At 64.9% G+C, this 20121-nt stretch carries 14 protein-coding genes; 6 read left to right on the forward strand and 8 right to left on the reverse strand.

The window, feature by feature from the left end:
* Positions 1-73: 73 nt before the first annotated feature.
* A complete protein-coding gene (ahpC, locus tag WH367_RS12545) occupies positions 74-637 on the reverse strand; it encodes an alkyl hydroperoxide reductase subunit C (RefSeq protein ID WP_339536385.1) in 564 nt (187 codons plus the stop codon).
* A gap of 408 nt (positions 638-1045) precedes the next feature.
* Here ahpC and bfr point away from each other — a divergent pair, with 408 nt between their 5' ends.
* Complete coding sequence (bfr, locus tag WH367_RS12550) at positions 1046-1522, forward strand: bacterioferritin (protein ID WP_116927314.1); 477 nt, start codon at positions 1046-1048, stop codon at positions 1520-1522.
* A 372-nt stretch (positions 1523-1894) separates the two neighbouring features.
* Positions 1895-4093 carry a TonB-dependent siderophore receptor gene (locus WH367_RS12555; protein WP_339536387.1) on the forward strand — a complete coding sequence of 733 codons (2199 nt, stop codon included), beginning with the start codon at positions 1895-1897 and terminating at the stop codon, positions 4091-4093.
* 107 nt (positions 4094-4200) lie between these two features.
* Here WH367_RS12555 and WH367_RS12560 read toward each other — a convergent pair whose 3' ends face one another.
* From WH367_RS12560 to WH367_RS12570, 3 genes are read right to left on the reverse strand one after another with little or no spacing between them, the layout of a single operon-like run.
* Positions 4201-5175: an alpha-E domain-containing protein gene (locus tag WH367_RS12560; RefSeq protein ID WP_021025531.1), complete on the reverse strand. Its 975-nt coding sequence runs from the start codon at positions 5173-5175 to the stop codon at positions 4201-4203.
* A gap of 55 nt (positions 5176-5230) precedes the next feature.
* Positions 5231-6718, reverse strand: coding sequence for a circularly permuted type 2 ATP-grasp protein (locus WH367_RS12565; RefSeq protein ID WP_021025530.1), 1488 nt, complete (start codon positions 6716-6718; stop codon positions 5231-5233).
* A gap of 59 nt (positions 6719-6777) precedes the next feature.
* A complete protein-coding gene (locus WH367_RS12570; RefSeq protein ID WP_339536389.1) occupies positions 6778-9477 on the reverse strand; it encodes a DNA internalization-related competence protein ComEC/Rec2 in 2700 nt (899 codons plus the stop codon).
* 154 nt (positions 9478-9631) lie between these two features.
* Between WH367_RS12570 and WH367_RS12575 the strand changes: the two genes are divergently transcribed.
* From WH367_RS12575 to WH367_RS12585, 3 genes are all read left to right on the forward strand, one after another.
* Positions 9632-10093 (forward strand): RidA family protein, encoded by a 462-nt coding sequence (locus WH367_RS12575; protein ID WP_021027680.1) that lies wholly within the window; start codon positions 9632-9634, stop codon positions 10091-10093.
* Positions 10094-10217: 124 nt separating this feature from the next.
* Positions 10218-10679: a RidA family protein gene (locus WH367_RS12580; protein ID WP_339536391.1), complete on the forward strand. Its 462-nt coding sequence runs from the start codon at positions 10218-10220 to the stop codon at positions 10677-10679.
* A 121-nt stretch (positions 10680-10800) separates the two neighbouring features.
* Complete coding sequence (locus WH367_RS12585) at positions 10801-11949, forward strand: MBL fold metallo-hydrolase (RefSeq protein WP_021027682.1); 1149 nt, start codon at positions 10801-10803, stop codon at positions 11947-11949.
* Between the two features lie 39 nt (positions 11950-11988).
* Here the strand turns inward: WH367_RS12585 and WH367_RS12590 are convergent, their stop codons facing one another.
* Both WH367_RS12590 and WH367_RS12595 read right to left on the reverse strand, forming a co-directional pair.
* Positions 11989-12969, reverse strand: coding sequence for a Bug family tripartite tricarboxylate transporter substrate binding protein (locus tag WH367_RS12590; RefSeq protein ID WP_339536394.1), 981 nt, complete (start codon positions 12967-12969; stop codon positions 11989-11991).
* Positions 12970-13099: 130 nt separating this feature from the next.
* Positions 13100-14560: an amidase gene (locus WH367_RS12595; RefSeq protein WP_339536396.1), complete on the reverse strand. Its 1461-nt coding sequence runs from the start codon at positions 14558-14560 to the stop codon at positions 13100-13102.
* A gap of 107 nt (positions 14561-14667) precedes the next feature.
* Between WH367_RS12595 and WH367_RS12600 the strand changes: the two genes are divergently transcribed.
* Complete coding sequence (locus WH367_RS12600; RefSeq protein ID WP_339536398.1) at positions 14668-15582, forward strand: LysR family transcriptional regulator; 915 nt, start codon at positions 14668-14670, stop codon at positions 15580-15582.
* A 79-nt stretch (positions 15583-15661) separates the two neighbouring features.
* Here the strand turns inward: WH367_RS12600 and parC are convergent, their stop codons facing one another.
* Complete coding sequence (parC, locus tag WH367_RS12605; RefSeq protein WP_339536400.1) at positions 15662-18022, reverse strand: DNA topoisomerase IV subunit A; 2361 nt, start codon at positions 18020-18022, stop codon at positions 15662-15664.
* Positions 18023-18109: 87 nt separating this feature from the next.
* On the reverse strand, positions 18110-20086 hold the full coding sequence (locus tag WH367_RS12610; protein ID WP_021027687.1) for a DNA topoisomerase IV subunit B: 1977 nt from the start codon (positions 20084-20086) through the stop codon (positions 18110-18112).
* Positions 20087-20121: the final 35 nt, after the last annotated feature.

A 20121-nucleotide genomic window follows, 5' to 3' on the forward strand; every position in this document is an offset into this window, starting at 1 on the left:
AAAACAAAGCCCGGGCGCCAGGCACCCGGGCGTCTACTACGTTGGAATTGCAGCAGTAAGTAAAGGCTTAGGCTTAGATCTTGCCGACCAGGTCCAGCGAAGGAGCCAGGGTCTTTTCGCCTTCTTGCCACTTGGCTGGGCAGACTTCACCGGGGTGCGAAGCCACGTACTGGGCCGCCTTGATCTTGCGCAGCAGGTCTTCTGCATTGCGGCCGACGCCTTCAGCGGTGATTTCCATGGCCTGGATCACGCCTTCTGGATCGACGATGAAGGTGGCACGGTCTGCCAGGCCTTGGCCTTCGCGCAGGCAGTCAAAGTTCTGGCTGATTTGCCAGGTTGGGTCACCCAGCATCGTGTACTTGATCTTGGCGATGGTGTCCGAGGTGTCGTGCCATGCCTTGTGCACGAAATGGGTGTCGGTCGAGACGGAATAGACTTCCACGCCCAGCTTTTGCAGTTCAGCGTAGTGGTCAGCCACGTCGCCCAGTTCGGTGGGGCACACGAAGGTGAAGTCCGCAGGGTAGAAGAAGAACACAGCCCACTTGCCCAGGACGTCTTTTTCGGTCACTTCGATGAACTTGCCATCCTTGAATGCTTGCGTCGCGAAAGGCTTGATCTTGCTGTTGAGTACGGACATGGTGGTTTCCTTCTGTTGAGTAAAAACGATTGACAGGAGTCAGTATAAAAAGATCTTACTAATTGATCAATTCAATTAATATAATCATTTCAATTTAAACAAACTATTATTTAAATCCTGACCCAAGGCAGATGGCTATATGCGGGCAGCGGCCTGTTTTGCAAGCCTGCACCGCTAAGCGCGCCTTGCTCACTGCAACTTAGCACAGCGCCATGACAGCGCAGTTGCGCTGCAGCAAGCCGCATCATGCAAGCAAGCTGCGGGCTGCGTCAAATGAGAACACGACTCAGCCTTACACGCAGCCAGAGCAAAAGCACGGGGGATAAGCGCTGCTCGGTTTGGTTGCTTGACCTTTCGCAAGGACAATAGCCCCAATACCCGTCATTCACACAAGAGAAGGAGCCCACCATGAAAGGCGATCCCAAGGCCATCGGTTTTCTGCAAGCGCAGCTGAAAAACGAACTCACCGCCATCAACCAGTACTTTCTGCATTACCGCATGTACAAGCACTGGGGTCTGGACAAGCTGGCCAAGAAGGAATACGAGGAATCCATTGGCGAGATGAAGCATGCCGACTGGCTGATGGACCGCATCTTCATGCTCGACGGCCTGCCCAACCTGCAGGACCTGGGCAAGCTGCAGATCGGTGAAGACGTGCCAGAAGCGCTGGCCTGTGACCTGCGTCTGGAGCAAGCCGCGCAAGCCACCATCAAGGACGGCATTGCCCACTGCGAAAGCGTGCGTGACTATGTCTCGCGCGACTTGCTGCAAAAGATCCTGGACGACACCGAAGAGCACATCGATTTTCTCGAGACCCAGCTGGACCTGATCGACAAGGTCGGCATCCAGAACTACCTGCAGTCCATCATGGGCGAGGTCGAATAAGCTGCGCCTCCAGCAACACCACGCAAAAAGGACCTTCGGGTCCTTTTTTGTTGTATCTGTCGCACAAACCTGCTTGCATTGATGGTTAAACAATAATCATTCGCGACTTCTATTACACTGCGCCTTCATCTTTCTTCGCACGCCAGCATCGTTTGTTTACCGATGTCAGCCAGCGCACCGGGTCCGCCCTCACTGCCATGCTGCGTGCACGACTATCCCTTCGCCTTGCGGTCCACAGGCCGCAGCTGGGCGCTCGGATGCCAGCACCTGCATCCACAGCGCAGCCCCCTGCATGGCAGTGGTCAGGCCCGGTAATGCTCAAGCGCTGCACCTTTCAGCGCGCCGTTTTTCCGCGTTCAACACCCGACCACCATGTCTGACACCCTGATCCCCGCAGCCGCGCCGCGTGCGCTGCACTCCGCTTTGCACACGGCCTTGTGGGCTGCCCTGGCCTGCTGGGGTGGCAACGCATTGGCACAAAGCACGCAATCGGTAACTGTTGCGCCGGCAGAAACCACACTCGCCCCCATCACCGTGCAGGGCGAGAGCCAAGCCGAGACGGCCACCGGCCCGGTCAAAGGTTTTGTCGCCAAACGCGCCATCTCGGCCACCAAGACCGACACGCCGCTGATCGAGACGCCACAAGCGATCAGCGTGGTGACGCGCGACCAGTTTGAAGCCCAGGGCGTGACGACCCTGCGCGAGACCACACGCTATGCAGCGGGCATCAACTCCAGCTATTTCGACAACCGGGTCGACAGCTTCAAGGCGCGCGGCGGCGATGTCAGCCAGTACCAGGATGGCCTGCTGCGCATCTATGGCACCTACAACAACATCAAGGTCGAGCCCTATACCTTGGAGCGGGTCGAGTTTCTGCGCGGCCCCTCGTCGGTGCTCTACGGCCAGGGCAGTGTGGGCGGCGTGCTCAACCTGACCAGCAAACGCCCGGTGGACCAGCCCCAGCGCGAGCTGCAGGTTCAGCTGGGCAGCCACAGCCGCAAGCAGATTGCCAGCGACATCACCGGCCCCATCGACGAAGACGGCCGCTGGCTCTACCGCCTGGTGGCAGTGGGCCGTGACAGCAACACCCAGGTCGACCATGTCAAGGACGACCGCCTGGTCATTGCGCCCTCGCTCACCTTCAAGCCCTTTGCCGGCACCTCGCTGACCTTGCAGGCCATGTACCACAAGGACAAGAGCGGCTCGATCACCCAGTTCTTCCCCTGGCAGGGCACGCGCCTACCCAGCCCCTATGGCCAGATTCCGACCAACACCTTCATCAGCGAGCCGAACTTTGACAAGTACGACTCCGAGAACAAGTCCTTTGGCTATCTGTTCAGCCACCAGCTGAACGACAGCTGGACCCTGCGCCAGAACCTGCGCCGCACCACCAGCGAGGTGGACTACCGCACGCTCTACACCAGCTTTGCCGCCAACGCAGCTGCTGGCCGCCCTGCCCGGCCGGTGTTCGATGCCGATGGCCGCACCGTGCAGCGCGATGCTGTCTGGCAGGTCAATGGCGGCCGCATGCTGCTGGTCGATACCCAGCTCGAAGGCAAGCTGCAGACCGGCGAAGTGCAGCACACGGTGCTCGCTGGCATGGACTGGCAGCGCAACACCACCAGCCAGGCGAGCTGGCGCGCGCTGGGCACGCCGCTCGATGTCTACAACCCCGTCTATGGCTCGTTCACGCCGCCCACGGCCTCACAATTGGTGCAGGCGCCCAACGTGTCGCAGCGCCAGCTGGGCTTTTACTTGCAGGACCAGGTGCGCTGGGGCGACTGGAGCGCCACGGCCGGCCTGCGCCGCGACCATGCCAAGACCGAGACCGAAGGGCGGCCCGCAGCCGCTGCCGACGATTCGGCCTGGACCAAGCGCGTCGGTCTGACCTACCAGGCCGGCGGCGGCTGGGCGCCTTACATCAGCTACACCGAGTCCTTCCAGCCGCTGGGCGGCGTGGACTTTTACGGCACGCCCTACAAGCCCCAGCGCGGCAAGCAGGTCGAAGCCGGTGTGAAGTGGATTCCCGAGGGCCGGGGCATCTCCGGCTATGCCGCCGTCTACAGCCTGCGCGAGCAAAACCGCAAGACCAATGACCCGGCCAACCCGCTCAACAGCCTGCAGCTGGGCGAGGTCAAGACCCAGGGCTTTGAAGCCGAGATGACCGCCAGTCTGGCCAAGCGCTGGGACTGGACCGTCGCCTATGCCTATACCGACGCCAAGATCAGCCGCAGCAATGCGGGCGACCAGGGCCAGCGCGTGGCCGCCGTCTCGCGCCACATGGCATCGAGCTGGCTGACACACCGCTTTGCCAGCCAGGGGCGCGGCGGCTGGAGCGTGGGTGCGGGCATGCGCTACACCGGCTCGCAGTGGTCGGGCACCAGCGCCATCGACACGCCCTCCTCGCTGCTGACCGATGCGATGGTGGCCTATGACAGCGGCGACTGGCGCCTGGCCTTCCATGCCAACAACCTGACCGACAAGGTCGTGATCACGCAGTGCCTCTCACGCGGCGACTGCTTCTACGGCGAGCGCCGCAACTTTCTGCTGACCGCGACCTACCGCTACTGATCGCCAAGAGTCAGCTCTGGTCGCGGGCAGCTGAATGCCCGCGACATGGACGCAAAAAAAGGCTGCGATAAACACCGCAGCCTTTTGCCTTTCTGGCTGGTCGCGAATCAGGCAGCCACCGGCTCCGTGGTCGCCAGAAAATCCTGGCCAATGCGGCCGCCCAGCGCATGCACGCGCTCCAAAAAGCGCACCAAAAAGGCATGCAGGCCGGTGGCCAGCAGCTCATCGATGCGCCCGTACTGCAGCTCGGCCAAGAGCAGGCCGGCCTGGCGCTGGGTTTCAGCCGAGTGGTCATTGGCAACGGCCTGCAGGATCTGCACCACCTCGTACATGCTGGCATGCAGGGAGCGCGGCATGTCGCGCCGCAGGATCAGCATCTCGGCCACGCGCTCGGGCGTGATCACATTGCGGTAGACCTTGCGGTAGACCTCGAAGGCCGATACGCTGCGCAAGATCGCGCTCCAGTGGTAGAAGTCCGAGGGCTGGCTGCCCTTGCCCGGCTGGTAGGAGCCGTGGTAGTCGTTCTTGACAGCATGGAAGCGCACATCCAGGAGGCGGGCCGTGTTGTCGGCCCGCTCGATGAAGGTGCCCAGGCGCAAGAACAAAAAGGCATCGTCTTGCAGCATCGTGCCCGAGACCACACCGCGCGAGAGGTGCGAGCGGTGCTTGACCCACTCGAAGAACTTGGCCGGGTCGGTCTCGAACTTCTTGGCCTTGAAAAGCCGGTTCATATCGAGCCAGGTCAGGTTCTGCGTCTCCCAGGCCTCGGTGGTCAAGGCGCCACGCACGGCGCGCGCGTTCTCGCGCGCAGCCAGCAGGCAGCTGTAGATCGATGAGGTGTTGGTCTCGTCGCGCACCATGAAGTGCAACACCCCATCGAGGGTGATCTCGTCATGGCGCTCGTAGTAGGCAGGCAGCAGCTCGCTGATGGACAGCACGCTTTGCCAGGCCTTGGTCGCGGCGGTCGCGGACTGCGGCAGCATGGAGGTCTCGTAGCTCACATTGAGCATGCGGGCTGTGTTCTCTGCCCGCTCGGTGTAGCGGGACATCCAGTAGAGGTGATCGGCGGTTCGGCTCAACATAGTGACATTCTTTCGCTAGGCAGATGGATGGCTTTCAATCAGGAACCTCCGGGGCTCACTGCTGCATGCCATCCCATTCGCTGTAATCGTCCTCCGGGCCGCGCAGCACCCAGGTGTCCTTGGTACCTCCGCCTTGCGAGGAGTTGACTACCAGCGATCCATCCTTGAGCGCCACGCGCGTGAGGCCCCCGGGCACCATTTGCACTTCCTTGCCGCTCAGCACAAAGGGGCGCAGATCGATGTGGCGCGGCGCGATGCCGCTTTCCACATAGGTGGGGCTGCTCGAGAGGCTCAAGGTCGGCTGGGCGATATAGCCATTGGGCTTGGCCTTGAGCACCGCGCGGAAGGCCTCGATCTCGGCGCGTGTGGAGGCCGGGCCGATCAGCATGCCGTAGCCGCCAGCGCCATGCACCTCCTTGACCACCAGCTCATCGAGGTGGTCCAGCACATAGGCCAGGTCATCGGGCTTGCGGCACATCCAGGTCGGCACGTTCTTCAGGATGGCCTCTTCGCCCAGGTAGAAGCGGATCATCGCCGGCACATAGGGGTAGACCGATTTGTCATCGGCCACGCCCGTGCCCACCGCATTGCAGATGGCCACATTGCCCTTGCGGTAGGCGCGCATCAGGCCGGCGCAACCCAGGGTGGAGCTGGGGCGGAAAACAGTGGGGTCAAGAAAGTCGTCATCGACCCGGCGGTAGATCACATCCACCCGCTGCAGGCCCTGCGTGGTGCGCATGTAGACCACATCATCGCGCACCAGCAGGTCCTGGCCTTCAACCAGCTCCACGCCCATCTGCTGGGCGAGGAAGGCATGCTCAAAGTAGGCGCTGTTGTACATGCCCGGCGTCAGCACCACCACCGTGGGGTTGTTGGCCGCCTGGTTGGGCGCACTGGCACGCAAGGTGTCGAGCAGCATATCCGGGTAATGCGCCACCGGCGCCACCGCATGGCTGCTGAACAGGCTGGGAAAGAGGCGCATCATCATGCGGCGGTTTTCCAGCATGTACGACACGCCCGAGGGCACGCGCAGGTTGTCTTCGAGCACATAGTAGGTGCCGCTGCCGTCCACCTCGGCTGCGCGCACGATGTCGATGCCGGCGATATGCGCATAGGTGTCCAGCGGCACATGCACGCCCCGCATCTCGGGCCGGTACTGGCTGTTGTCCAGCACCAGGTCGCGCGGAATGATGCCGGCCTTCAGAATTTCCTGGTCGTGGTAGACATCGTGGATAAAGCGGTTCAGGGCTGCCACGCGCTGCACCAGGCCCTTTTGCATCTGGGCCCACTCCTGCGAGGGGATGATGCGCGGGATCAGATCAAAGGGAATCAGGCGCTCGGTGCCCGAGCCGTCTTCGTCCTTTTCGCCATAGACCGCAAAGGTGATCCCTACGCGGCGGAATATCAGCTCGGCCTCCTCGCGCAAGGCTTGCATCTTCTCGAAGGGCTGCAGCTGCAGCCATTTGGCATAGCTTTGGTAGTGCGCTCTTTCGGCACCTGCTGCATAAGGCAGGCCCTGGTACATCTCATCGAACTTTTGCATCGCAAAATCCTTTCTGGCACCAGCAGCTTAGCAAGTTTCGCGCCACCCAAAACTAAGTACTAACCTTCATCAAGAATTAGTGCTTGATTTGTTTTGTTAATATCCAATATGTCGCTTGTCTGGCCCTGCTCGGCAGCCTGGTGGCGCCAATAGCGCGGCCGCTTTTGCCGCTCGCACAGCAGCGCCTGGGGCTGGTCGGAGCGCCAGTGTGCTGCACCGCAATGGACCGTGTTGCGCAGCACAATCTGCATCTCCTGGTAACGCTGCTGTACCCGCGCAGCCGGGTGCCTGAAGCGGTTGCGGTAGCCCGTTTGTGCCACCACCCAGCGCGGGCGCACCGCCTCCAGCAGCGGCCGCGTGGACGAGGTGTTGCTGCCGTGGTGTGGGGCCAGCATCAGATCGGCCCGCAACACAGACGGCGCGCCCGCATAGCGCTGCACCAGCACCCACTCCTGGGCCCGCTCGATATCGCCGGGCAACAAGGCGCTGGCGGCATGGCCGCCGTGCGCCACCGCCTCGATGCGCAGCACGCAGCTGTGGGCATTGCCCGAGCTTGGCCGCTGGATGGCCCCCTCTTCCTCGGCTTCGCCAAGCGCTGCCTCGCTCGGAAACAACACGCTGAAATGCACTCCATCCCAGGTCCAGGCCTGGCCAGCAGCACAATCTTGCCAGGGCGCTTCGGCAATGCCCAGGCGCTGGCGCTCATGGGGCAGCAGCGAGCCCAGCATGCCCACCGGCTGGAGCTGCTCCACCACCGCCTGGGCACCGCCCGTATGGTCCACATGGGCGTGGCTGAGCACCAGCAGATCGAGCCGGCCGCTGTCCAGCCCGCGCACGCCCATCGCCCGCATCGCCGGCACCACCACCCGGTCGCCGGCATTGCTGCCAGACCCGTACAGCGGGCCCGCGTCATACAGCAGGCTGTGCCTGGCCGTCTGCACCACCACCGCCTGGCCCTGGCCCACATCCAGCGCCCAGAGCGCAAACTGGCCATGGGGTGGCCGCAGCGGCTGCCAGAACAAGGCGGGCAGCAGGCAAGGCAGACCCAGCAGCCGCAAGCGCCAAGGCCAGGGCAGCACCAGCCAGATGCCACCCAGCACGGCAACGAACGCCGCCCAGCCCGGCGCTGCCGCCAGCCACAGCGCCGCATGGGGCCAACTGGCCAGCCACTGCAGCGCCGCCATCAAGGGCTGCAGCGCCCAGGCCGCTGCCGTCCACAATGGCGGCAGCACGGCGCCCAGCAAGGCCAGCGGCGTGACCACCCAGGTCACCCAGGGGATGGCCAGCAGATTGGCCACAAAGCCGACCAGCGACACCTGGCCAAACAGCAGCAGGGACAAGGGCGTGATCGCCAGGGTCACCACCCACTGCTCGCGCAGCAGCTTGGCGGCGGCAGCGCAGGCGCCGCGCAGGCCGCGCTGCGCCCTGCCTTGCTCGGGCAGCGCAGCGCTGCGGCTCCCCCCCCCTCGGTCGGATGCAAACAAGATACCGACTGCCAGAAAGCTCAGCCAGAACCCCGCCTGCAGCAAGGCCATGGGCTGGGCCAGCACCACACAGACACAGGCCAGCAGCCAGCGCATATGCCAGGGCCATTGCCGGCCGCTCGATGCGAGCACGGCCACCACCACCAGCATCAGCACCGTGCGCTGCGCCGGAATGCCCCAACCGCTGAACAGCGCATAGAGCCCCGCGCACAGCACCCCGCCCCACAGGGCGACATGGGGTGCCGGCAGCCACAGGCACAGCGCCGGGCTGCGCCGCCAGCCCATGCGGATCAGCGCCGCCGCCACCCAGGCAAACAAGGTGATATGCAGGCCCGATATCGCCATCAGATGGGCCACGCCGGTGGTGCGGAACACACGCCAGTCCTCGCGCTCTATGGCACGCTGCTCCCCGGTCACCAGCGCCACCAGCACGCCGGCAATGCGCGCCTGCTCCGCCGCTTGCGCCTGGCCCGGCGGGGCAAGGCGCTGCACCATGGCATCGCGCACCGCCTGCCGCCAGCGCTGCACCACATGGCCTTGGCCGGAGGCCAGCAGCTGCGGCCCCTGGGCCTGGCCGTGGCGCACATAGCCCGTGGCCTGCACGCCCTGCTCCCACATCCACATCTCGTAGTCGAAACCATGCGGATTGAGGCTGCCATGGGGGGCACGCAAACGCAGCGGCAGCCGCCAGCGCTGCCCCGCCTGCAGCAGCGGAAGATCAGCCTCTGCCGATGCAGACGGCTCGGGCGCCGCAGCCGAAAAAGCCCGGTGGTCGGCGCGGTACCACGACAGGTCGATCAGCGGCGGCACCGCCACCGGCGCCGGCGCCCCCTCCTGCCCGCCTTGTCCGCCCCGCCAGGCCTGCCCGGTCTTGAGCCGAAAACGCTGGCCGCCGGTGATCGGCAAAGGCATGGCGACAATGACGCCCTCGACCTGCAGGTCCAGCCCTTCCAACGCTGGCAGCAGCTGCGTTTGCGCCTGATGGGCGGCACGCATGCCCGCCAGGCCCAAGGCCAGCGCAGCGGCGGCCAGGCAGCACAGCGCGCGATCCGGCCACGGCAGCGGCCCGCGCCAGCGGCTCAGCAGCAGGCTGGCCACGGCCCCCAAGAGCGCCAATGCCGCGTACTGCCAGACAGGCGCCAGGCTGGCCTGCTGCAGCTGCAGCGCCGTGCCCGCCAGGATGCCCCAGAGCCAGGCCGCCGGTCGCCAATAGCCCGCCCAGCCCGGCCCCACACTGCGCTGGTCTGCCCGCTTGCAGGAAGAGGTCTCCATCATCTCCACATGCTAGGTAGCGCTGCCTGCAGGCCCGATCAGGGCTTGCCCTAGAGTTCACCGCCGCCCCTCTCAGGCGACATGGGACATGGCGCCCTGGCAGGGCATTTGTGCCACACTTGGCGCTTTGCCCCGCCTCCACTTTTGAAAGGACTCCATGAGCGTTTACGACAAACTCCAGGCCCTCGGCATCAGCCTGCCGCCACTGGCGGTACCCGCAGCCGCCTATCTGCCCTATGTACAGACCGGCAACATGGTGTTTTTGAGCGGCCATATCGCCCGCAAGGATGGCAAGCCCTGGGTGGCGCAGTTTGGCCGCAACATCAACACCGAAGAAGGCAAGCTCGCGGCCCGCGCGGTGGCCATCGACCTGCTGGGCACCTTGCAGCATGCAGCTGGCGGCGATCTGAACCGTGTCAAGCGCGTGGTCAAGCTGATGAGCCTGGTCAACAGCACCGGTGACTTCACCGAGCAGCACCTGGTGACCAATGGCGCCAGCGAGTTGTTCGCCGAAGTGTTTGGCCCTGAAAAGGGTGCCCATGCCCGCAGCGCCTTTGGCGTCGCCCAGATCCCCATGGGTGCCTGCGTCGAGATCGAGCTGATCGCCGAACTGGCCTAACCCACGCAACCCGCCATGCGGCGCCCATGCCCTGCGGGTATGGCGCCGCATTGTTTTTGCATGCATCCACGCCCGGCGGGGGCTCTAAGATGCCTGTCTTCCACCCAGCAAGGACAACACCGGCATGAGCATCTACGACCAACTCAAAGCGCTGAACATTGAACTGCCGCCCGTGCGCACACCGGCTGCGGCTTACGCACCGTTTGCACAAACCGGCCAGCTGGTCTTTATCAGCGGCCACACGGCCAGCAAGAACGGCCAGCCCTGGACCGGCAAGCTGGGCAAGACCATGGACACCGCCGAAGGCCAGCAGGCAGCGCGCGCGGTCGCCATCGACCTGATGGGCACCCTGCAGGCGGCAGTGGGCGGCGATCTGAACCGGGTCAAGCGCATTGTCAAGCTGATGAGCCTGGTCAACAGCACCGAAGACTTCACCGAGCAACATCTGGTCACCAACGGCGCCAGCGAATTGCTGGCCCAGGTCTTTGGGCCCGCCAAGGGAGCCCACGCACGCAGCGCCTTTGGCGTGGCCCAGGTCCCACGGGGCGCCTGTGTCGAGATCGAACTCATCGCCGAAGTGGAATAAATCTGTCGATTAATCAATAGATTTTTCGCTAAATCCCTACAAAAGCCGCAGCCATGCGGCTTTCTTATGGGCGCCGTATCATGGCAGTCGCTAACGCCCCCCTGCCTGATTGACACACCCCATGCAAGAGCCCCGCCCCGCGCCCTCCTCCAGCAACACCACCCGCGGCAACGGCGGCTTTCAGCGCCTGCGCAGCGGCTGGCTGGTGGCCACTGCCTGCTCATTGGTGGCCTGCGCCTCCACCCCCGACGAGGACAGCCAGCGCCGCTACCAGGCATCGCCCCAGTATTCATCGGCCGACAAGCGCTTTCAGAACCCGCCCAACCCGGCGGCCAAGCCCCATGCCGGCGGCTTTCAGATCTGGTCGCGCTTTTTGTTTGGTGACAAGAGCGGCACCACACCGCAGGACAGCATTCCGGTCCACACCGTCACCCCGGCGCAGCTGCAAGCGCTGCCCGCCGATGCCAACCATGTGATCCGGCTCGGCCACTCCTCGCACCTGCTCAAGCTCCAGGGCCAGTACTGGCTCATCGACCCGGTGTTTGGTGAGCGCGTATCGCCATTCAGCTTTATCGGCCCCAAGCGCTTCCACCCCACGCCACTGCCCTTGCAGGACCTGCCGCCGATTGCCGGTCTCATCCTGTCGCACGACCACTACGACCACCTGGATGAGCCGACGATCAAGTTCCTGCTGGGCAAGGTCGAGCGCTACTTTGTGCCGCTGGCCGTGGGCGCGCGCCTGCGGGACATGGGCGTGGCGCCCGAGCGCATTGTCGAGCTCGACTGGTGGCAGCAGGAGCAGCACGCCGGCGTCGAAGTCACCGCCACGCCCAGCCAGCATTTCTCGGGCCGCACGCTCAATGACCGCAACAGCACGCTCTGGGCATCCTGGGTGCTGCAGACCGGTGGCCAGCGCATCTACTACAGCGGCGATACCGGCTACTTCCCCGGCTTCAAGGCCATTGGCGACAAATTTGGCGCGATGGACCTCGCACTGATGGAAAACGGCGCCTACGACGCCTACTGGCCCTCCGTGCACATGACGCCGGAAGAGACCATCCAGGCCTTCAGCGATGTGCGCGGCCAGGTGCTCTACAGCGTGCACAACAGCACCTTTGCGCTGGCCATGCACGGCTGGCGTGAGCCGCTGGACCGGCTCGCGGCGCTGGCGCAGCAGCAGGGCATCCAACTGGCCACGCCCGAGATCGGCGAGGTGCTGACCGTGGGCCAGCCGCGCAGCAACAAGCAGTGGTGGGAAGCGCTGCGCTAAGCGCCGCTCCCAAGTTTCCCCAGCCGCTCAAACCAAGGCTTACTCCACCTCAATCTGGGCGCGCTGCGCCACATCGCGCATCAGCGGCAGCTCGCGCTCCACCCGTGCCTGCAGCGCACGGCCATTGCCCCAGGCGGGCGTGAGACCAATGCTTTCTAGCTTTTGCTGGGTAGCGGGCTGGGCCATCACATCGGCCAAGGCGGCTTCGAGCTTGGCACGCACCGGCTCAGGCAGGCCAGCGGGCGCCAAAAAGGCAAACCAGGTGCTCATGTCAAAACCGGGAAAGCCGCTTTCGGCCACGGTCGGCACCTCGGGCAGCAAGGCCAGGCGCTGGGCGCCCCGCGCGGCAATCGGTTTGATCTTGCCGGCCTTGATCAGCGGCGTGGTCGCCACCACGGTGTCCACCGCCAATTGCACCTGGCCCCCCATCAGCGCGGTCAGGCTCGGCGTGCTGCCGTTGAAGGGCACATGCAGCATGCGCATGCCGGTCGCCGTCTTGAGCATCTCGCCGGCAAAGTGCACCGACGAGGCCGGGCCGAAGGAGCCGTAGGAAAAGCGGTCTGGTGCGGCCTTCGATTGCGCCACCAGGTCCTGCAGTGATGTGGCCTTGACGGCCTGGTTCGCCACCAGCACCAGGCCCATGTCTGCGACCAGGCCCAGCATGCTGAAGCTGCGCATCGGGTCATAGGGCAGCGCCTTGCGCACCACCGGGTTCATCGCCAAGGTGGAGCTGGCACCCAGAAACAAGGTATAGCCATCGGCAGCCGACTTGGCCACCTGGCCGCCAGCAACGGCCGTGCCGGCCCCAGGGCGGTTCTCGACAAACACCGACTGGCCCAGCTTCTCGCTGAGCTGCGAGGCCAGCAGCCGGCCCAGGATATCCGTGGCCCCGCCGGGTGCAAAAGGCACCACCAGCTTGATCGCGCGGTCGGGGTAGCCCTGCGCCAGCGCAGGGCGCAAGGCCAGGCCGGCAGCGCCTGCGGCCAGGTAGGTCAAAAAGCGGTGACGGGATATCGGCATGGACATGGGATCTACCTTTTTTGCGGAAAACGGGGGCAAGGGAGGGACCAGACAGGCGTTGCAGCAACGCCTGTCTGGGTGGGAGCGCAGCCTTAGAAGACGCGCCGGGTCAACGATCAACAGCGTGCTGTCAGCCCAGCACAGGGCTGCGCAGCCGGGCATGGCCGCTGGCCTGGTCGTAGGCATGGCCGATCTGCAGCAGCGCCTTGTCGGCCTGGGCCGGGCCGATGATCTGCAGACCGGCAGGCAGCCCGTTGGGGCCAAAGCCGGCCGGCACCGACAAGGCCGGCAAGCCCGCCATCGTGGCGCCCACCACCGTCTGCATCCAGCGGTGGTAGGTGTCCATGCTGCGGCCGCCTACGGCATGGGGCCAGTCCAGCTCGGCATCGAACGGAAACACCTGCGCGGCGGGCAGCACGACAAAGTCATAGCGCTCAAACAGGCGGCGGAGCACCTCGTACCAGCTGCTGCGCACCTTGGCGGCGGCATAGATATCCATGCCCGACAGCGCGCGGCCGCGCTCCATCTCCCACAGCGCTTCGGGCTTGAGCAGCGCCCGCTTTTGCGGATCGTCATACAGCGCCGCATTGGCGCCTGCCACGCTGAAGCTGCGCAGATCGATCCAGGCCCGCCACAGCTGCTCCAGGTCAAAGTCGGGCAGCACCTCATCCACCGTGCAGCCGATATCAGCAAAGGCGCCCAGCGCCGCGCGGCAGGTCTCGAGCAGGCCCGGCTCGGTCGGCAGGTGCCCGCCCAGGTCGCCCAGCCAGGCGATCTTGCGGCCCCGGAAGTCACGCTCCAGGCCCAGGCCCCAGTCCTGCGCGCCTTCGCTGCGGCGCGTGAGCGGCAAGCGCGCATCAAAGCCCGCCTGCACCGACAGCAGCAAGGCCAGATCGGGAATATCACGTGCCATGGGCCCGGCCACGCTGAACTGCTGGAAGAACACCTCGTCGCCCGGGCCATGCGGCACACAACCCACGGAGGTGCGCAGGCCGTAGACATTGTTGAAGGCCGCCGGCGTGCGCAGCGAGCCCATCATGTCCGAGCCATCGGCCACGGGCAGCATGCGCAAGGCCACCGCAACGGCTGCACCGCCGCTGCTGCCACCGGCCGAGCGGCTCTGGTCAAAGGCATTGCGCGTGGTGCCGTAGACCGGGTTGTAGGTGTGGCCGCCCAGGCCAAATTCCGGTGAATTGCTGCGCGCTACAAAGAGCGCGCCGCCTGCGCGCATGCGCTCAAAAATCACCGCATCGCTGCTGCTGATCTGACCCTGGAAGATCGGCGAGCCCTTGGTGGTGACCATGCCGGCGGCCGGCGAAATATCTTTGGGCGCCTGTGGAAAGCCGTGCAGCGGCCCCCGGCTTTTGCCCTGGGCCAGTTCGGCATCGAGCTGCGCGGCCTGGGCCAGCAGGGACTCGCGCGGCATGGGCGCGACCAGCGCATTCACCTGGGGATTGAGCCGGTCGATCTGGCCCCAGAAGGCCTGCAGCACCTCGGTGCAGGACAGCGCACGCCGCTGGATGGCTGCCGACAGCGCCACGGCGCTCAACTCGACGATGCTGTGGTCGGCAGGAACAGGCTGGGATGGCATGGGAGGTATGTCTCTTGGATGTCAGAAAAATCCAGCATAGGCAATGCGGCCTATTTCGACAATCACAATTTTTTGCGGTTATCGTTGCGTTTTTTGCAAAGCAGACCATGACACCCTCGCAGCACCTCCAGGACACCGCCATCCGCTATTTTCTGGAGGTCGTGCGCAGCGGCTCGGTGAGCGAGGCCGCACTGCGCCTCAATGTCTCGGCCTCGGCCGTCAGCCGCCAGATCGCATCGCTGGAGGAAGTGCTGCAGGTGCCGCTGTTCGAGCGCCGCCCGCGCGGCATGGTGGCCAGTGCGGCCGGTGAGCTCTTGGCCACCCATGCCAAGCGCCATGCGCTGGATGCCGAGCGCGTGGTCGCCGATATCGAGGCACTGCAAGGCCTGCGCCGGGGCCAGGTGCGGGTCTGCGCATCGGCCGGCTTTGCATTTGAGTTTTTGCCCCTCGCAATGGCCACGTTCCGCGAGCAGCACCCGGGCATGCAGTTCCAGCTGGTCTCGGCCTCACCCGCCCAGGTGACCCAGGCGGTGCGCAATGGCGAGGCCGATGTGGGCCTGACCTACAGCCGCGCTGCCGTGCGCGATATCGATGTGCAGCACCGCCAGAACTCTCCTGTCATCCTGATCATGCCGCCCGGCCACCCATTGGCCCGCTTTGCCAGCGTCAGCCTGGCACAGATGCAGCCCTACCCGCTCGCGCTGCTGGACGACGGCAACACCGCGCGCCAGCTGTTTGACATTGCCAGCGGGCAGCGCGGCCTGGTGTTTGACCCGGTGCTCGAGAGCGGGCAGTTTGATGCGCTGGTGCGCTTTGTGCTGCATGGCGGCGGGCTCACCCTGGGCGGCGAGGTCACCGTGCGCGAGTATGTGCGCCGGGGCCTGCTGCACACCGTGCCCATCCGTGAGCGCGGCATGCATGCGCGCTCCATCGAGCTGCAAACGCTGACGGGCCGCAATCTGCCCCGGGGCGTGCGCGCCTTTGTCGACCATCTGCGGGCGCTGCTGCCGGCGCAGCGCTGATCGGATACCCAAGCACAGGCCGTAAAAAAGCCCTGCCGGGCGATGCCAGGCAGGGCTGGGGCGTGATGAACCGCGCGCTTTATTCGACGCGGAACACGGCGCTGGGCTTGAAGCCCAGATCGGCGAGCTTGCCCTTTTTGGCGCGCCCGGCCTTGGCGTTGTTGAGGCTGCGGATCTCCAGGGTTTCCTCACGGGCCTTGCCGCCGCGCCCCACACCTTCGATACGGATGCTGCGCGTGTAGACGGCCACACCGGCCAAGCGGTCCTTGTCTTCCAGGTCAATCAGCTTGAGCCCCTTGCCGCCCTTGGCCATGTGGTTGAGCTCGCCGATCTCGAACGTGAGGATCCGGCCGCCCACCGAGGCGCAGGCCACGTGGCTGGCATCGGCCAGCGGCAGGCTGCCGCTGCTGCCCGAGATATGCGAGGGGGCGCAGAGCGTATCGCCATCGTCCAGGCTGACAAAGGCCTTGCCGCCCTTTTGGCGCGAGACCATGTTTTCCACCAGGGCCGTGAAGCCATACCCCGCGCTGCTGGCCAGCAACAAATGGGCCGACAGCGGACCGGCAAAGTAGTACTGGATCTGGGTGCCCGCTTCCAGCTCCATCAAGGTGGTGACCGGCTGGCCATCACCGCGCCCGCCGGGCAGGTTGGCGACGGCGACCGAGTAGACCCGGCCGTTGCTGCCAAAGACCAGCAGCTGGTCGACCGTGCGGCATTCAAAGGTGCCATAGAGGCTGTCACCCGACTTGAAGCTGAAACTGTCGGCTGCATGGCCGTGGCCGGTGCGGGCGCGCACCCAGCCTTTTTCCGACACCACAACGGTGACCGGCTCATCGACCACCTTGACTTCGGCGACGGCCTTTTTCTCTTCCTGGATCAGGGTGCGGCGCGCATCGGCAAACTGCTTGGCATCCGCTTCGATCTCCATGACCATCAGGCGCTTGAGCGAGGCGGGGTTGGCCAGAATGTCTTCGAGCTTGCCCTGCTCTGCGCGCAGCTCGCTCAGCTCCTGCTCGATCTTGATCGCTTCCAAGCGGGCCAACTGGCGCAGGCGGATTTCCAGGATGTCGTCGGCCTGGCGCTCGCTCAGGTCAAAGCGCGCCATCAGCGCGGCCTTGGGCTCGTCGCTGGCGCGGATGATGGCGATCACCTCGTCGATATTGAGCAGAATGGTCTGCCGGCCTTCCAGAATATGGATGCGGTCGAGCACCTTGGCGAGCCGGTGCTCGGAGCGGCGCGTAATCGTCGTCTGGCGGAACTCGATCCACTCTTCCAGCATCAGGCGCAGCGACTTTTGCGTGGGCTTGCCGTCGATGCCGATCATCGTCAGGTTGACCGACGAGGAGCTCTCCAGGCTGGTATGCGCCAGCAGGCAGGTGATCAGCTCGGACTGCGGCGTCTTGCCGGTCTTGGGCTCGAACACCAGGCGCACGGCCGCATCCTTGCTCGACTCGTCGCGCACCACATCGAGCAAGGACAGCACGGTGGCCTTGAGCTGGCTTTGCTCCTGCGTCAAGGTCTTCTTGCCGGTCTTGATCTTGGGGTTGGTCAGGTCCTCGATCTCTTCGAGCACCTTTTGCGAGGACACACCAGGCGGCAGCTCGTTGACGACCAGCTGCCACTGGCCACGCGCCAGCTCTTCGATGGTCCAGCGCGCACGCACCTTGATCGAGCCGCGGCCCGTGCGGTAGGCATCGGCAATGTCCTTGTCGCTGCTGATGATCTGGCCGCCACCGGGGAAGTCCGGGCCGGGGATGATCTGCTGCAGGTCGAAGTCGGTCATCGCCGGCTTCTTGATCAGCGCCACGCAGGCATCGGCCACCTCGCGCAGGTTGTGGCTGGGGATTTCGGTGGCCAGGCCCACTGCAATGCCGCTCGCGCCATTGAGCAGCGAGAACGGCAGGCGCGCGGGCAGCTGGCTGGGCTCCTGGGTGGAGCCGTCGTAGTTGGGCACAAAGTCCACCGTGCCCATGTCGATCTCGTCGAGCAGCAGGCTGGTGATCTTGGACAGGCGCGCCTCGGTATAACGCATGGCCGCAGCGCCATCGCCATCGCGGCTGCCAAAGTTGCCCTGGCCATCGATCAGCGGGTAGCGCTGGGCAAAGTCCTGGGCCATGCGCACCAGCGCGTCATAGGCCGATTGGTCGCCATGCGGGTGAAAGCGGCCCAGCACATCGCCCACCACACGGGCGCTTTTGACAGGCTTGGCCGCCGTTGCGCGGTTGGGGCCGCTGTAGCCCAGGCCCATGCGCTCCATCGCAAACAGGATGCGGCGCTGCACAGGCTTCAAGCCATCGCAGACGTCGGGCAGCGCGCGGCCCTTGACCACCGACAGCGCATACTCCAGATAGGCGCGCTGCGCGTAATTGCCCAGGTCCAGGCTGTCGCCGTCGTCGGGCACCGGGTTGGACAGCAGGTCCTGACCGTTCTCTTCACTCATAGGGGTTCAGCTTTCTTTGCTTGTGGCACGGCTGCGCGCGGCTGGCTTGGGTTCGATTGTTTATTCAGCGGCGTGGGCAGCAGGACATCAGATATCAATTTCGACCTCATGGCCGTGCAGCTCCATCAGGTCGCGGCGGGCCGCAGCCTCGCCCTTGCCCATCAGCTGGGTCATGACCTCACGGGTTTGCAGCACATCGGTCTGGCTCAGGCGCACCGGCAGCAGGCGGCGCGTGTCCGGGTTCAGCGTGGTTTCCCACAGCTGCTCGGCATTCATCTCGCCCAGGCCCTTGAAGCGGCTGACCTGGCATTTCTCGCGCGGCACGCCATCCTTGGCGGCCTTGTCAAAGATGGCATGCATCTCGGCCTCGTCCAGTGCGTAGACCTTGGCCGCAGGCTTCTTGCCCCGGGCAGGAATATCGACGCGGAACAGCGGCGGCCGCGCCACGCAGACATGGCCCTTGTCGATGAGCTGCGGGAAATGCTTGAAGAACAGCGTCAGCAGCAGCACCTGGATGTGCGAGCCGTCCACGTCGGCGTCGCTCAGGATGCAGATCTTGCCGTAACGCAGACCGCTCAGGTCGACCTCGTCATCGGGGCCATGCGGGTCCACGCCGATGGCCACCGAGATATCGTGGATTTCAGTATTGGCAAACAGGCGGTCGCGGTCCACTTCCCAGGTGTTGAGCACCTTGCCGCGCAGCGGCAGGATGGCCTGGGTTTCCTTGTCGCGGCCCATCTTGGCGCTGCCGCCGGCCGAATCGCCCTCGACCAGAAACACCTCGTTGTAGGCCAGGTCACGGCTTTCGCAATCGGTCAGCTTGCCGGGCAACACGGCCACGCCGCTGCCCTTGCGCTTTTCCACCTTCTGGCCAGCGCGCTGGCGCGTTTGTGCTGCCTTGATCGCGATCTCGGCGAGCTTCTTGCCGTACTCGACGTTCTGGTTCAGCCACAGCTCCAGCGCCGGCCGCACCATGCCCGAGACCAGGCGCACTGCATCGCGCGAGTTCAGCCGCTCCTTGATCTGGCCCTGGAACTGGGGATCGAGCACCTTGGCCGAGAGCACATAGCTGGCACGGGCAAACACGTCCTCGGGCATCAGCTTGACGCCCTTGGGCAGCAGCGAATGCAGCTCGATAAAGCTCTTGACCGCCTGGAACAGGCCATCACGCAGCCCGCTTTCATGCGTGCCGCCCGCCGTGGTCGGGATCAGGTTGACATAGCTCTCGCGCACCGGCTGGCCTTCGTCGGTAAAGGCCACGCACCACGATGCCCCTTCGCCCTCGGCAAAATGGTCATCGCTGCGGCCGGCAAAGCCCTCGCCCTCGAACACGGGAATGATCGGGTCCACCGGCAAGGTCTGCAGCAGGTAGTCCTTGAGGCCGCCCTTGTACAGCCAGGTCTGCGTCTCGCGGCTCTTGTCCTGCGTCAGCTGCACGCTCACGCCCGGCATCAGCACGGCCTTGCTGCGCAGCAGGTGCACCAGCTCGCCCATCGGCAGGTGGCTGGATTCGAAATACTTGGCATCGGGCCAGACGCGCACCGTCGTGCCCTGCTTGCGGTCACCGCTGACCATCGCGCGCACCTGCAGGGGCTCGACCACATCGCCACCGGCAAAGGCCATCGTGGCGACCGAGCCATCGCGGTGCACCGTCACCTCCATGCGGGTGGCCAAGGCGTTGGTCACCGAGACACCCACGCCGTGCAGACCGCCCGAGAAGCTGTAGGCACCGCCCTGGCCCTTGTCGAACTTGCCGCCCGCATGCAGGCGGGTGAAGACCAGCTCCACCACGGGCGCATGTTCTTCGGGGTGCAGGCCAAAGGGAATGCCCCGGCCATCGTCCTCCACGCTCACCGAGCCATCGGTGTGCAGGTAGACGCGAATTTTCTTGCCAAAGCCGGCCAGCGCCTCGTCGGCCGCGTTGTCGATCACCTCCTGGATGATGTGCAGCGGATTGTCGGTGCGGGTATACATGCCCGGGCGCTGCTTGACCGGCTCAAGCCCCTTGAGGACCCGTATCGAGCCCTCTGCGTATTCACTGGTAGACGTGTTTTTGCTTGCCATAACTTTCCATTCTAGCGGCTGCCATTGTAAATAGC

Source organism: Comamonas sp. MYb21 (genome assembly GCF_037479395.1).
Taxonomy (GTDB): Bacteria; Pseudomonadota; Gammaproteobacteria; order Burkholderiales; family Burkholderiaceae_C; genus Comamonas.